The 12674-nt window shown below is 58.4% G+C and carries 15 protein-coding genes; 6 read left to right on the top strand and 9 right to left on the bottom strand.

All coding sequences use genetic code 11. The features are described 5' to 3' along the window. Positions 1-29: 29 nt before the first annotated feature. Both JJB09_RS00140 and dapD read right to left on the bottom strand, forming a co-directional pair. Complete coding sequence (locus JJB09_RS00140) at positions 30-407, bottom strand: DUF805 domain-containing protein (RefSeq protein WP_201651599.1); 378 nt, start codon at positions 405-407, stop codon at positions 30-32. A gap of 127 nt (positions 408-534) precedes the next feature. Then, positions 535-1392, bottom strand: a complete 858-nt coding sequence (gene dapD / locus JJB09_RS00135; RefSeq protein ID WP_201651598.1) for a 2,3,4,5-tetrahydropyridine-2,6-dicarboxylate N-succinyltransferase — start codon at positions 1390-1392, stop codon at positions 535-537. A gap of 85 nt (positions 1393-1477) precedes the next feature. Between dapD and JJB09_RS00130 the strand changes: the two genes are divergently transcribed. Next, complete coding sequence (locus JJB09_RS00130) at positions 1478-2365, top strand: LOG family protein (RefSeq protein WP_201651597.1); 888 nt, start codon at positions 1478-1480, stop codon at positions 2363-2365. Between the two features lie 39 nt (positions 2366-2404). On the opposite strand, the gene JJB09_RS00125 is transcribed toward JJB09_RS00130, so the two are convergent. The 4 genes from JJB09_RS00125 to JJB09_RS00110 form a co-directional block, all read right to left on the bottom strand. Beyond that, positions 2405-2896, bottom strand: a complete 492-nt coding sequence (locus JJB09_RS00125; RefSeq protein ID WP_201651596.1) for an EF-hand domain-containing protein — start codon at positions 2894-2896, stop codon at positions 2405-2407. Positions 2897-3144: 248 nt separating this feature from the next. Then, positions 3145-3846 (bottom strand): pyrimidine 5'-nucleotidase, encoded by a 702-nt coding sequence (locus tag JJB09_RS00120; RefSeq protein ID WP_201651595.1) that lies wholly within the window; start codon positions 3844-3846, stop codon positions 3145-3147. A gap of 48 nt (positions 3847-3894) precedes the next feature. Further along, the gene (locus tag JJB09_RS00115) at positions 3895-4326 is read right to left on the bottom strand and encodes a PIN domain-containing protein (RefSeq protein ID WP_201651594.1); all 432 of its coding nucleotides are present in this window, start codon (positions 4324-4326) and stop codon (positions 3895-3897) included. Next, positions 4323-4595 (bottom strand): FitA-like ribbon-helix-helix domain-containing protein, encoded by a 273-nt coding sequence (locus tag JJB09_RS00110; protein WP_246748518.1) that lies wholly within the window; start codon positions 4593-4595, stop codon positions 4323-4325. The genes JJB09_RS00115 and JJB09_RS00110 overlap by 4 nt, the downstream gene beginning before the upstream one ends. A 46-nt stretch (positions 4596-4641) precedes the next feature. Between JJB09_RS00110 and JJB09_RS00105 the strand changes: the two genes are divergently transcribed. After that, a complete protein-coding gene (locus tag JJB09_RS00105; RefSeq protein WP_201651592.1) occupies positions 4642-5052 on the top strand; it encodes an ACT domain-containing protein in 411 nt (136 codons plus the stop codon). A gap of 1 nt (position 5053) precedes the next feature. Here the strand turns inward: JJB09_RS00105 and JJB09_RS00100 are convergent, their stop codons facing one another. Together JJB09_RS00100 and JJB09_RS00095 are read right to left on the bottom strand one after the other, a co-directional pair. Beyond that, positions 5054-7048 (bottom strand): CocE/NonD family hydrolase, encoded by a 1995-nt coding sequence (locus JJB09_RS00100; RefSeq protein WP_201651590.1) that lies wholly within the window; start codon positions 7046-7048, stop codon positions 5054-5056. A gap of 122 nt (positions 7049-7170) precedes the next feature. Beyond that, a complete protein-coding gene (locus JJB09_RS00095; protein ID WP_201651588.1) occupies positions 7171-8121 on the bottom strand; it encodes a LysR substrate-binding domain-containing protein in 951 nt (316 codons plus the stop codon). Positions 8122-8246: 125 nt separating this feature from the next. On the opposite strand from JJB09_RS00095, the gene JJB09_RS00090 reads away from it, so the two are divergent. Together JJB09_RS00090 and JJB09_RS00085 are read left to right on the top strand one after the other, a co-directional pair. Beyond that, complete coding sequence (locus tag JJB09_RS00090) at positions 8247-8534, top strand: YjiS-like domain-containing protein (protein WP_201651586.1); 288 nt, start codon at positions 8247-8249, stop codon at positions 8532-8534. A gap of 193 nt (positions 8535-8727) precedes the next feature. Beyond that, entirely contained in the window at positions 8728-8991 is a 264-nt protein-coding gene (locus JJB09_RS00085; protein WP_201651584.1) for a DUF1127 domain-containing protein, read from the top strand. Positions 8992-9154: 163 nt separating this feature from the next. Here the strand turns inward: JJB09_RS00085 and JJB09_RS00080 are convergent, their stop codons facing one another. Continuing rightward, complete coding sequence (locus tag JJB09_RS00080; protein ID WP_201651582.1) at positions 9155-9784, bottom strand: TetR/AcrR family transcriptional regulator; 630 nt, start codon at positions 9782-9784, stop codon at positions 9155-9157. Between the two features lie 407 nt (positions 9785-10191). Here JJB09_RS00080 and JJB09_RS00075 point away from each other — a divergent pair, with 407 nt between their 5' ends. Then, complete coding sequence (locus JJB09_RS00075; RefSeq protein WP_201651580.1) at positions 10192-11475, top strand: D-arabinono-1,4-lactone oxidase; 1284 nt, start codon at positions 10192-10194, stop codon at positions 11473-11475. Then, positions 11472-12641: an alanine racemase gene (locus JJB09_RS00070; RefSeq protein WP_201651578.1), complete on the top strand. Its 1170-nt coding sequence runs from the start codon at positions 11472-11474 to the stop codon at positions 12639-12641. Before JJB09_RS00075 ends, JJB09_RS00070 begins: the two co-directional genes overlap by 4 nt. Positions 12642-12674: the final 33 nt, after the last annotated feature.

Raw genomic sequence — 12674 nt, 5'->3', positions numbered from 1 at the left:
CGAAAAAGCTGTCACGGAAAAAGCGCAAATCATTTCGGACGGTTGGTCGAATTGCCGAATTCATTGGGTCCTGGCGACGGCCAGAAAAGAAATGCGACCACGGCAAAAAACGACACGACCGGCACGAAGGTCAGCAATGCGAAGATGCCGGCAAAGCCCATATCATGCACACGCTTGACGCTGAGCATGAAAAACGAAACCACCGACATCAGGCTAACGATCACGAGAGCAAGCGTCCAGAGAGCAAGGGCGGGATCATTGTGCTCATTTGCCATCATCTGCGAGATCGCGACACCGGGAAGCACCATCCAGAACAGGATAGCAAGTCCATAGGGCAGACGGCCCAGACGCCCCGACGGACTGAAAAACAGCCAGAACATGCCCGGATTTTCGTCCTGTTCAACCATCCCGACCATTCTTTCCGGAGTCTCGATCGACAACCAATGCCCTTGCAATGCTACAGACACTTGAGCAGACAAACCAAAATCCCGGCCGAATGGCCGGGATCGTGGTAAGCTCAAACGCATGTACCGGTCAGTCGCGCAACAGTTCATTGATGCCCGTCTTGGAGCGGGTCTTCTCATCGACCCGCTTGACGATGACGGCGCAATAAAGGTTCGGCGCGGGCATGCCGTTGGGCATGTTGCCGCCGGACGGCATGGAGCCTGCCACGACGACCGAATAGGGAGGCACTTCACCATAAGTGACTTCGCCGGTAGCGCGGTCGACGATCTTTGTCGACTTGCCGATGAACACGCCCATGCCCAGCACGGAACCTTCGCGGATGATGCAGCCTTCGACGACTTCCGAGCGCGCGCCGATGAAGCAATTGTCCTCGATGATCGTCGGGCCGGCCTGCATGGGCTCGAGCACGCCACCGATACCGACGCCACCCGAAAGGTGAACGTTGGCGCCGATCTGGGCGCACGAGCCGACGGTCGCCCAGGTGTCGACCATGGTGTTGGCGCCGACATGAGCACCGAGATTGACGAAGGACGGCATCAGCACTGCGCCTGGAGCGATAAAGGCCGAGCGGCGAACGACGGCATTTGGCACGGCGCGGAAACCCGCCTTTTCGAACTCGTTGGCGCTCCATCCGTCAAACTTGGAGGCGACCTTGTCCCACCAGACCGACTCGCCGGGCCCACCCTTGATGACCTCCATCGGCTGCAGCCGGAACGACAACAGAACCGCCTTCTTCAGCCACTGGTGCACCGTCCACTGACCATCGTCACCACGCGTGGCCACACGAGCCTTGCCGTTGTCGAGAAGGTTGAGCGCTGTATCGACCGCATCGCGAATTTCGCCGCGTGTCGAGATCGAGACGCTGTCGCGAGCTTCGAAGGCAGCGTCAATGATTTTTTCGAGCTGGGAGAGTGGGGTGGAGTTCATGGGAATTCCTTAAGATTTGAAGGATTATTCTTCCGCCAATGGACATGAAGGCCTGTCAACGGCTCTATAGCGAATGGAAATGGCAATGGCAAAGGGGAAAACCGACGGTTTGCGAGGCAAAGGCGGCGTCTGGGCGCCGCTCGAAAGCAGCCGAAGCGCCAGACAGACCGCCGAAAGAGTACCGGAAACCCCGCAAACCCTTTCACCCTCCTATCGGCTGGCGTATACCGATGCGGACTTCCTTTGCAGCGAGGACTTGCGCCCCGTACGCCTGCAACTGGAACTCCTGAAGGCGGAAGCGATCCTCTCCGCCCGCGGCATCAAGTCGACCGTCGTCATGTTCGGCGGCGCGCGGATCCCAGCGCCAGGACAAGCGGCCTGGGCGGCACGAAACGAAACCCAGAAGAAAAATCTCGAGTCGGCGTCAATCTATTACGACGAAGCGCGCGAATTTGCCCGGCTGTGCTCGGAATGGTCCGCAAAGCATCACTACCACGAATATGTGGTTGTCACCGGTGGCGGCCCCGGAGTCATGGAAGCGGGGAACCGGGGCGCTGCAGAGGTCGGCGCGCCCTCGATCGGTCTCAACATCGTGCTCCCGCACGAGCAGGCACCGAACCCTTATGTCACCCCGGAACTCAGCTTCAACTTCCACTATTTCGCCATCCGCAAGATGCATTTCCTGATGCGCGCCAAGGCTATCGTCGTGTTTCCGGGCGGCTTCGGCACGCTGGACGAAATGTTCGAATCCATCACGCTGATGCAAACGGGAAGAATGGCCAAGGTGCCCATCATTCTCTTCGGAGAGAAATTCTGGCGCACGATCATCAACTTCGAGGCGCTTGCCGAGTTCGGGACGATCGCCCCGGAGGACATCAATCTCGTGCAGTTCGTCGAAACCGCTTCGGAAGCCTGCGATATCATCGCCTCGTTCTACGAAAATGGGAAGGCCGGAAAAACAAGCGGCCCGTGAGACACGGGCCGCCGTCATCCACGCGTGGATTTCATATACTCAAACGTTGAAATCCGCTGCGGATATGTAACCGTCCTTGTTGTGATCCCGGCGCTTGAAGACACGCTCAGCGACATGCTTCAACTCGCTCTTCGAGATCGCACCGTCACCATTGGCATCGACCTTGGCAAAATGCTTGCCGACAGCCTTGGGCAAGCGGACGACGCCCGCGATTTTGTTGCCTGCATTGCGCTCTGCCTTGACCTGCACCCTATAGGCTTTGTAGGCCGCCTTGCGTCCAGCCAACTCGGATTGGCTGAGGACGCCATCGCGGTTCGTGTCGAGGACTGCAAAGCTGCGTTCCAGCGCCTGCACGAGTTCGGCCGGCGATATGCGCTTGTCACCGTTGAGATCAGCACGCTTGACCATGCGATGGATACGCTTTTCCTTCTTGGCCGGATCACCTTTGGATGGATCGTTGGCTGCGAATGTGGGCGCTGCTGCAGTCACCGCGACAACCGAGGCGATGGCGGCAATGATAAGAGACTTCATTTTCATTCCTGAGGACCTTTCACTTGATTTCTCAAGGTGATGGCTAGCGCGACCGTTACGCGCTTTTTTGCTTCCTCTGGGCGATCGGGGCACTCGATGCACGCAACCAGTCTGCCGTTCGCCAAAGTTGAGAACGGTTATAGGGATTACGGCTGAATACAGGCTGAATGGGCGGTTCATCTCAGATTATCCGTGTTGGCCCAAAATCGCTGGGCCAACACGGATAATCTTGGAACCGCCGAGAAAAATCAGAGAATGGCCTTCAGGAAGCCGGTCAGATCGCTGGTGACGTAGTCGATATGCTCGTCATTGTCGTCGGCGATTTCCCAACGCTCCAGCGGTTGGTCGACGACAGAGGGAACGATCAGGACGGTTTTCATGCCAAGCAGCTTCGGCGCGATCAGGTTGCGCGGAAGATCCTCGAACATCGCGGCCTTGTTGGTGGTCACACGATGAAGGCTTGCGAACTTGTCATAGGTCTGGCCCGCCGGCTTGGGAACGTAGTCGGCTGCAACGATGTCGAAGATATCCTCAAAATGATCGAGAATACCGAGGGCCTTTGCCGCAGCTTCCGCGTGCTTGACGGTGCCATTGGTAAAAATGAACTTGCGGCCCGGCAGAGCCTTGATGACGGCGCTAAGGCTTTCATCGACCGGCAACGGCGAGTAGTCAATCTTGTGGGCGGCATCGAGAAAGCCGGCCGGATCGATGTTGTGATGATGCATCAGGCCGCGCAACGTCGTGCCGTGGTCGTGGTAATATTGCTTCTGCAGCTTGCGCGCATCCTCGGGCCCAAGGTCGAGCAGATCAGCGACATAGGCCGTCATGTTCCTGTCGATCTGCGCGAAAAGATCGATGTGGTGCGGATAAAGCGTGTTGTCGAGGTCGAAGACCCACTCGCTCACATGTGAGAAGTCGCTTTTGCTCGGAAGGTCTGTTTTGTCGTTCATGTGAGGGGTTATGACAGGGATCGCAGATTTGGCAAGGGGATATGACGTTCACAAGGCCGGCATTGCAAGCAGATCGTAGCACTTCACGGCAGCAAATTGCTGTTGTTGAGGCTTGCGTATCAGTCGAGCGTCTGCCGTGACAAAAGGGCAATTGGCTTCGAGAGCTGCCGCAAGATACACACAGTCATAAGCAGGATGGCCAAGCGCTAAAGCAAAATCGGTGGCTTTTTCCAGTAGACCGCGCATGGAAGCATATGAGATACCCGAATTTGCCAGCAGTTCGGCAGCCAATCCCGCTTCTGCGGCGGAGAGTTCGCCTCTCTGGAATTTCTTCCAGAGTATGTTGGCAATTTCTGGAATGATCAGCTCGGGTGCGCAGAGATCGTATTTCAGCCTGAGCGCCAATGCCTCTTTACTGCCAATCTCCGGCACAACCCATTTTATGGCGACACTTGAATCAATGATGATGAGATCGCTCACCGGTCGTCACGACCCTCAAGCATCAAGATTTCGGATTGGGTATGGTGACGACCTTCGAGCATCTCCCGCATTTTGCCGGCCAGCTCTTCAAACGACAGCTTGGCGTCAAGAGCCTGCATGAGAATGGCACGATGCTCTGCTTCGATCGTCCGGCCGTGCCTTACTGCGCGATCCGAAAGTTTTTTGACGATTTCATCATCCACATTTTCGACTCTCAAAGTCTGAGACATGACCGCAACCTTGTTACCGGATAGGATAATATCAGCCAACACGCTTTCAACGCAACAGTCCTTCATTGATCATCAAGAGAGTTGTATGACCGGCATCACTCACATTGCACAACTACTTACCAGCATGGAGCCGGAATTACAGCCGGGCGAGTTCGTATTCTGCGCGTTGCCTGCTGGGCGCAACCTAGCGCCACACATCGAGCCTCTCGGGCTGTTTGCGGAGAAGGAAGGCCGCACGGCTATTGTCGATGCTGAGTCCGCCAAGAGTCTGGACTATCCGAAGAGCCTGCCGATGCGCCAGATCTCCCTGACCGTGCATTCGTCGCTGGAAGCGGTTGGACTGACAGCTGCTATCTCGGCGGAACTGGCCCGGCACGACATCAGCGCCAATGTGGTCGCGGCGTACTACCACGACCACATTTTTGTTCCTTCGTCCGATGCCGTCAGAGCCGTCGAGGCGCTGCGAGAATTAAGCCGAAGCAGCGCTGGCGCCTGAGCTACATCATATCGCGCGGGACACTCTTCTCCCAGGTCTTCTCGAAGATCTGGTCGTGGCCTTCGTAGGCCAGGACGCTCGCGCTCAGCACCCAATCCGTCTTCGTGCAGGATATTTTAGCCATCGACACGGTGCGAACGGACCAACCGGGGCGCGACATGTCACAGGTCCAGACCGAGCGGCCGGTCATGGATGTGGGATCGTTGTCAGATATGGACCAGAGTTCCTCGCGGAGCTGACGGGTGGACAGCCCGGTTTGCGGATGTTCGTGAAGGCCGGTGTCTTCGTGGATGAGATAGTCCGTACGCGCGTGAGACAACTCACGCGTGACGGCACGGCGCGTCGCGCCGGCGTGATGCTCGATATAGGTTGGCAGCGGCGAGGGATTTTCAGGCTCCTTCATCGCGATCCGTTCGGCAGTTCCGAGTTTCGGCAGCGCGACATCGATCGAGGCAACATCGATGGTAACGCCGGCATCGGTGGGTGGCGGCAGGATCATCGGCCAATAGGAGGTGGAAAGCGACAGGCGGATCTTGTGGCCCTTGGCAAAGCGGTAACCGCAGGCATCGAGCACGAGGGTAATCTCTGTCTTTCGGCCGGGCACCAGCGGTTCAGGATGCTCGTTCGAGTTCCTGTGCGCCAGATTGAGCACGCCGAAGGAAACACGTTGGGCAGAACCATCGGGATGGACATCGACGATGCGGGCACACAGATTGGCAAGCTCCGCTTGGCAGGAGAGTGTCAGCCTGACCACTGGCATGCCCAGGCAGTCCAGATCCCCGGTGAGTTCCGCGGTTTCGAAAACCAACGAGCCGGCGTCGTCACCGCGCTGATCGACCGCCATTTCGGCATCGGGCTTGAGGGTGAAGAATTCGCCTGATGATGTGCCGGTATCGAGAGGTGAACGCAGAAACGCTTCGCCCCCTACCCCCCTGCCCGCACCGCTTGCCAAGGCCCCATCCGCATTGACATGGAAATGTTGCTTTTCCGGGCTGGTCCAGCGGTCCTTGGCGATCCAGAAACCGGGGTCGAAATCGCGACGCGCAGCCGGCTTGATTGCGTCCATGATATAGGCGCGCACCTGCGGCAGGCTTTCGGCGCCATTCTCCTCACCGCGCAGCCAACGGTTCCACCAGCGGATCGCCTCGCCAAGAAAGTCCGCGCGGGGTTTGGGCCAGGCGAAGTGCGGGTACTTATGCACCCACGGGCCGATGATAGCCTTGGATTTCGGGCCGAGACCCTCAACAGCCTTCAGCGGCGTGTTGCGATAGCCGTCTGCCCAGCCGGCGATCACCAGCGCCGGGATCTCGACATCTCCGAAATTATCCCCGATGGATCCGTGCTTCCAGAAATCGTCGCGACGCTGGTGCTGGAGCCATTCTTCCAGGAAAAACGGCTCGGCCTCCAACCGCTCCATCCACATGTCCTTCCAGCGGTTGCCGGTCAGCTCCGGATCGGGCGAGCGCGACTGATAGGCGAGCATGGTTGCCGCCCAGGAAAGCTGTGCCGAAAGATGGGTGCCGTTCTTGTAGTGGATATCGTCGTTGTAGCGATCGACCGTGGAGGCGATGGAAATCACCGCCTTGAGCGCGGTCGGGCGCAAGGCTGCGACCTGCAAGCAGTTGAAGCCGCCCCAGGAGATACCCATCATGCCGACCGAACCGTTCGACCACTTCTGTGCGGCGATCCATTCGATCAGTTCACAGGCATTTGCCAGCTCCAGCGGCGTGTATTCGCCATCGATGACACCATCGGATTCTCCGGAGCCCCGGATATCGACGCGAACGCCGGCGATGCCGGCTGCCGCAAAAGCCGGATAGGTGGATTCATCGCGTGCGCAGGTCCCATCCCGCTTCCTGTAGGGCAGGAATTCGAACACGGCTGGGACGGGATCGTTCTCGGCGTTGTCCGGCATCCAGATCCGCGCGGCGAGCCGGGTGCCGTCCTTGAGCGTGATCCACTGGTTTTCGATTGTGGTGAACGAACGGTCGGTCATATCAGGCGCCTTCTGGAAATTGGCATGCAGAAAAAAAGCGGGCCTTACCGACCCGCTGACATGTTAGATTGCATCCAGAAGATTGTCATGCCGATTGCGGCTTAATGACAGTCCAAAAGCGGCTACCAGCCCGGCAGCATATGGCCGGCCTTGAGGCGCGGCAGGCGCGGCCACATCTTGACGTCGCGATCAAGTTCATCATCGACATTGGCGGGCGTGATGTTGTCCAGGCAGGCGCTGATATGGGCCGTAATCGCGTTGGTCAGCGACGTCGAAAGGCCCGGCCGCTTCATGATGCCGATTTGCACGGGCGCAAGCGGCGGAAAGCCATCCGGCTGGCCGAGCACCTTCATGCCGGTGCGCAGAGCCGATTCAGGCAGTACCGAGACCGCCATGCCGGCGAGCACGGCAGAGGCCACGACCGTGGACGACCAACTGGTAAACAGGATCTGGTATTCGCGCCCGACGGCATCGAGCGAGGCGCAGGCGAGCCGCCGCCACTGACAGTCGCGGCGTCCCACGGCAAGCGGTACCGGCGCATTTTCCGGCAATGGGTGATTGGCCGACATCACCCAGCAAAGCGGTTCGGTGCGCACCACCTCGGATTCGCGTTCGAGCGGATTGTGGGTCACAAGCGCGATGTCGAGTTCGCCACGGCTCATCTTCTCGGCAAGATCCACCGAAGGTTCGCAGACGATATAGAGTTCGACATTCGGATGCGAGCGCGCGAACCGTTGAATGATTTCCGGCATGTAGCGATCGGCATAATCGTCCGGCGTGCCGATGCGCAGCGTGCCCTCGAGACGGTTGTCATCGAAGGCAGCTACAGCTTCGTTGTTGAGCCGCAGCATCCGGCGCGCGTAGTTCAGGAGCTTTTCGCCTTCGGGCGTCAACCGGTTACCACGGCCATCCTTGACGAACAACGGCTTGCGAATGCGCTCCTCAAGACGGCGCATCTGCATCGAGACCGCCGACTGCGTCTTGAAAACGCGGTCGGCCGCCTTGGTGAAACTGCCTGCGTCGGCAATCGCGACGAAGGTCTGCAACTGATCGATATCCAGCGGCGCGGTCATGGCTCTAGCACCCATAAGAGAGTTTGATGATAATGATTAGAAACATTCGTTGGACTGATCAATAGTAATTTTCGATATTGCGAGCATCAAATGCGTCGCGTTGGCGGCGTCCGAGGAGAAAATCGATGTCTACGCTGGAACACGCGCCCGTTTGCGCAACTGCGGGCAGAGAAGAAAGAGTTTTTGATTTTGGATTGTCGGCGGCGTTACGTACGCTACTGAGCCTGGCTCGTGCCGTCAGAGGCCGTCGCGCGGTGTTGAATATGCGTGAATTCGATGACGCGCAGCTTGCCGACATCGGCCTGAAACGTTCGGATGTTGAAGTTGCGTTGCTGTCGCCGCTGACCAGCGATCCCTCTCGCTCGCTGGTCTCGGCGCGACAGAACCCACTCAGAGGCATCAAGCGGTTCTGAGCCAAAGTTTCCCCGCAGGGTGAATAGCCAAGCAACCCTGCTTTTTGCCCGGTCCCGTTGCCTCCCAGCAACCGGCCGGGCTTTTTCTCTACAGGAGCGCACGGAAGCCCTCCCCGACTACCATGTCTGTTCCTGCGGATACTGCCGCCCTTTCCAAGGATCGGTAGACAATGCACTGCAAAGGAGACTGACCATGACGTTCGAATCAATTCCGTCTGCGGGCATTATCCAGAGCCTGCTTGCGCGCGCGTCCTCGGCGTTCGCCGGCAACCGTCAGACCCGCGCCAACCGTGAGGTACTCAGGGATCTGGCATCGCATCCTGATTATCTCCTCTTCGATATCGGGATCAGTCGTGATGATGTGGAGTTTGCGCTCTATTGCCCGTCATCCGCCGAGGCGGCTTCGTTGCTGGTGCGTGCGCGCCGAAATCCTCTGAGAGACGGCAAGGCAATCTAAGCAGCCTTGCCGCGGAGCGAGACTAGGGTGCCCTCAAAATAGAATGAAGTCGATCATTCTGGCGGCACTCCCCAAGACGTCGAAATCGGAGACCCGTCACCATCGCATCCGCTTGCGCAAATACATAAATAGCCCAACCTTGAGGACTGACTGAAGGGTCCGATCAGTCCGGCTTGCGGACAAAATCCCTCAGTTGCGTCTGGATGACCATTTTGTAGTCGGCGAGGATGGCGCCGGCCTCGGCAGGCTCTCCCGCAAGCGCCATCCGCACAACGCCGTTGGCAAGCTGGAACATCATGAAGGCAATGCGCCGGAAAGCATCATAGCGTTCGGTATCGACCCAAGTACGCGCGACGCTACAGAGCAGATCCACATGGAATTTCGTTTCTGCAATGTCGATATTGTGCAGCGCTTTGTCGGCCTGAATTGCGTTCAAAAGATCAAGGATAGCGGGATCCGATGCGATCCGCTCGTAGTAGAAATCCAGAATTGACGATATCGCATCGATCAACCCGTCCAGGTTCTCGACGCCAGCCATTTGCGATTTCATCACATCGGCCAATTCTTGCGCCCACTTATTGTAGAGCGTGGCGATGATCGCGGATTTGTTTGGAAAGTATTGGTAGACTGACGAAATCGGCCCGCCAGCAAGCGCCGCGATTTCCCGCATCTTTACCGCGTCGACGCCTTTTTCGCCGATCAGGCGCTTTGCCGCGACAAGTATTTCGTCAACTCTTTCACGGCTTCTATCCTGCTTTGGCGGGCGCCTGAGAATTGTCTTACCGTTCGGCATGTAAAAGCAACGTCTTTCCTCTCCAAGAGCGGGCATTGACAACAACCTGATCGAATGTCAGGTTCGCAATGCTTGCCCCCACTTATATTAGAACAGTGTTGTCCGACCCATGCGAAAAATGCAAGTGCGAGGCGCGTCGATGCAGCAGGAATCCTCTGTATCGAAGCGGATTTCGACCGGCTGGGCAACTGTGGGGAGCGCGTTTTCCCGCGCTCGCGCGCCCGGTTCTTCCGGCAGCCTGACACAAGGGCGTCAACTGGTTTTACTTGGCGCGCCGTTTTCGCCAAAGCGCACTACTTTCGCCCCGACCCACCACTTCCTGAACGCAGGCGATGACGCCGCACGGCTCCAGCAAGCCGGCGTTGTTCCTCCAGCATTGTCCAAAAACAACCAAACGGATTTTCAGAATGGCCTCTGCATCGGGATGGACGAACTGGTCGGGCTACATTTCCGCCGAGCCTGCACAGCGAGCGTCGCCCGGCTCGGTGGAGGAATTGCAGGCGGTCGTCAGATCCGCACCCGGACCGGTACGGGTTGCCGGCTCCGGGCATTCGTTCACACCACTCGTTCCCAGCGCAGGCACCATCGTTTCGCTGCAGAAGCTTGAAGGCTTAAAGTCGCATGATCCTAAGACGTTGCAGGCAACGGTCGGCGCGGGCACCACGCTCGGCAAGCTGACGCCGATGCTGCAAGGTGTCGGTCAGGCACTTGCAAACATGGGTGACATCGACAAGCAGACGATCGGCGGTTCTCTCGGCACGGCCACCCATGGGACTGGATCAAGGCTCGGCGCTTACCACACTCTGGTCGAGCGGGTAGAGCTTGTCGATGGTAGGGGCGGGCAGCGCAGCTATTCAAAGGCGGTGCATGGCGACATGCTCGAGGCCACAGGCGTGACACTGGGAGCTTTCGGCATTATCACGGAGGTTACGCTGAACAACCTGCCAGCGTACCGCATGCGCAAGCGGCGTTGGGTGTTGCCGATCGAAGACATGCTCGCCAACTTCCACGACATGATGACGGCCCACCGCTCGGCCGAATTCTACTTCATCCCCTTTTCCGGCCACGCGATGTTCCTTGCGAGTGACATCACCGACGAGCCGATCACCCATCGCCCGCCGGAAGACGACGAGGAGGGGCTGGCAACTCTGAAAATGCTGCGCAACATGCTCAAATGGTTTCCCTGGGCCCGCCGCGCACTGATCTGCAATGCCATGCGAAAGCTGCCGCGCGAGGACTATGTCGAGGACTGGCTGAAGGTCTACACCAGCGACCGCCGCACGCGCTTCAACGAGATGGAATACCACCTGCCGATCGAGGAAGGCCCCAAAGTGCTCGCGGAAATCATCCAGTTGACCGAGGATCTCTTCCCGGATGTCTATTTTCCGATGGAAGTCCGCACTGTCGCCGCGGACAATTTCTGGCTCAGCCCCTTCTACAAACGCCCGACCTGCTCCATCGCCATCCACCATGATGCGTCGGAAGATCCCCTACACTACCAGAAGGCAGCCGAATCGATCTTTCGTCGCCATGGCGGCCGGCCGCATTGGGGCAAGATGCACAATCTCAGCGCAGTAGAGCTGTCAAAGCTCTATCCCCGATGGAAGGACGCGATGGAGGTCCGCCGTGATCTGGATCCCGACAATCGCTTTGTAACGCCCTATATCGCCAAGTTGTTGGGTGTTGAATGACGGATGGCGCCTATTTCGAAGTGCTGGGCCGCGCGCTGCGTGAAGCGGGCTGCTGGCGACCTGCACTCGTCATCGACAAGATCAGGCTCGACGCCAATATCGATCTCGTCAAGCAAAGACTTCAACCCGGGCGACCGGTGAGGCTGGCCGACAAATCGCTCGCCGTCCTGCCCTTGCTCGGCCATCTCATGAACAGGCTTCAGACCAACCGCATCATGAGTTTTCACCTGCCAATTGCTCGCGCGGTGCTGTCTGCCATGCCCGATGCCGAAATCCTGTTCGGCAAACCGATGCCCATCGGTGCGCTCCAGCATTCGTTGGCATGTATGAACAGCTGCGAACGTGAAGACATGTCCGACCGGGTGGTCCACCTCATCGACAGCACCACCCGTCTGCACGCCTATGCAGACCTTGCCCGCAATACCGGCCTCCGGTTGCGGTTTGCCGCCGAGGTCGATGTCGGAATGCATCGCGGCGGCTTTGCCGACCCCGAAAGCCTGCGCGATGCGCTGCTGTCCGTTGCAGGCGATCCAATGCTGAAATGCGAAGGGTTGATGGGCTATGAAGCGCATCTGTCGAAAATACCCCGTATGCTGGGCGGGGCGGACGGCGAGCGCCGCAAGGTGGTCGAACGCTTCAACGCATTTGTTGCAGTGTTCGACCCCGCTGACCGGACTATCCTCAACATCGGGGGAAGCCTGACGGCGTTGGGCTATGGTGGGGAAAGCAAGGCAAACGAGGTATCGATGGGCTCGGGGTTCCTGCAACCCACCGATTTCGAAGGCGACGAACTCGCTGGGCTCTTGCCAGCATTGTTCATCGCGACACCGGTGCTGAAAATCGTCGAAGCCCGGCTGCCCGGGCCGCGCTTGCTGACCCAACTCATGCAAAAGATCGGCAGATTCCCAAACAAGGGATGCTTCCTGTATAGCGGCAAGTGGATGGCCAAGCCCGCCTGGCCGGCCGATCTCAGGGAAAATTCACTCTGGGGTGCAAGTTCCAATCAACAGTTCTTTGCGCTCGGCACTGGCAGCACGCTTGCGGAAGGCGACTACGCTTTCTTGCGCCCCACCCAGAGCGAGGCAGTGTTGCAACAATTCGGGCCGCTGCTCGTATTCGAAAACGGCCATATCACTGGGCAATGGCAACCGCTGCCGCTTGGATAACACTCCAGCGCCCTTGTTCCCGATCGATTTTTT

Source organism: Phytoamicus setariae, assembly GCF_016722925.1.
GTDB lineage: Bacteria > Pseudomonadota > Alphaproteobacteria > Rhizobiales > Rhizobiaceae > Rhizobium_E > Rhizobium_E setariae.
The sequence above is the reverse complement of the archived record's forward strand: the minus strand, read 5'-3'. Positions and strand labels throughout refer to the sequence as shown.

Bases quoted from the DNA above. Each gene is read 5' to 3' on its own strand.
- JJB09_RS00075 (WP_201651580.1), top strand. From the start codon at position 10,192: ATGGCCTCTGCATCGGGATGGACGAACTGGTCGGGCTACATTTCCGCC.
- JJB09_RS00140 (WP_201651599.1), bottom strand. From the start codon at position 407: ATGGTTGAACAGGACGAAAATCCGGGCATGTTCTGGCTGTTTTTCAGT.
- JJB09_RS00070 (WP_201651578.1), top strand. From the start codon at position 11,472: ATGACGGATGGCGCCTATTTCGAAGTGCTGGGCCGCGCGCTGCGTGAA.
- JJB09_RS00105 (WP_201651592.1), top strand. From the start codon at position 4,642: ATGACCGGCATCACTCACATTGCACAACTACTTACCAGCATGGAGCCG.
- JJB09_RS00125 (WP_201651596.1), bottom strand. From the start codon at position 2,896: ATGAAGTCTCTTATCATTGCCGCCATCGCCTCGGTTGTCGCGGTGACT.
- JJB09_RS00080 (WP_201651582.1), bottom strand. From the start codon at position 9,784: ATGCCGAACGGTAAGACAATTCTCAGGCGCCCGCCAAAGCAGGATAGA.
- dapD (WP_201651598.1), bottom strand. From the start codon at position 1,392: ATGAACTCCACCCCACTCTCCCAGCTCGAAAAAATCATTGACGCTGCC.
- JJB09_RS00085 (WP_201651584.1), top strand. From the start codon at position 8,728: ATGACGTTCGAATCAATTCCGTCTGCGGGCATTATCCAGAGCCTGCTT.
- JJB09_RS00130 (WP_201651597.1), top strand. From the start codon at position 1,478: ATGGCAAAGGGGAAAACCGACGGTTTGCGAGGCAAAGGCGGCGTCTGG.
- JJB09_RS00090 (WP_201651586.1), top strand. From the start codon at position 8,247: ATGTCTACGCTGGAACACGCGCCCGTTTGCGCAACTGCGGGCAGAGAA.
- JJB09_RS00095 (WP_201651588.1), bottom strand. From the start codon at position 8,121: ATGACCGCGCCGCTGGATATCGATCAGTTGCAGACCTTCGTCGCGATT.
- JJB09_RS00100 (WP_201651590.1), bottom strand. From the start codon at position 7,048: ATGACCGACCGTTCGTTCACCACAATCGAAAACCAGTGGATCACGCTC.
- JJB09_RS00120 (WP_201651595.1), bottom strand. From the start codon at position 3,846: ATGAACGACAAAACAGACCTTCCGAGCAAAAGCGACTTCTCACATGTG.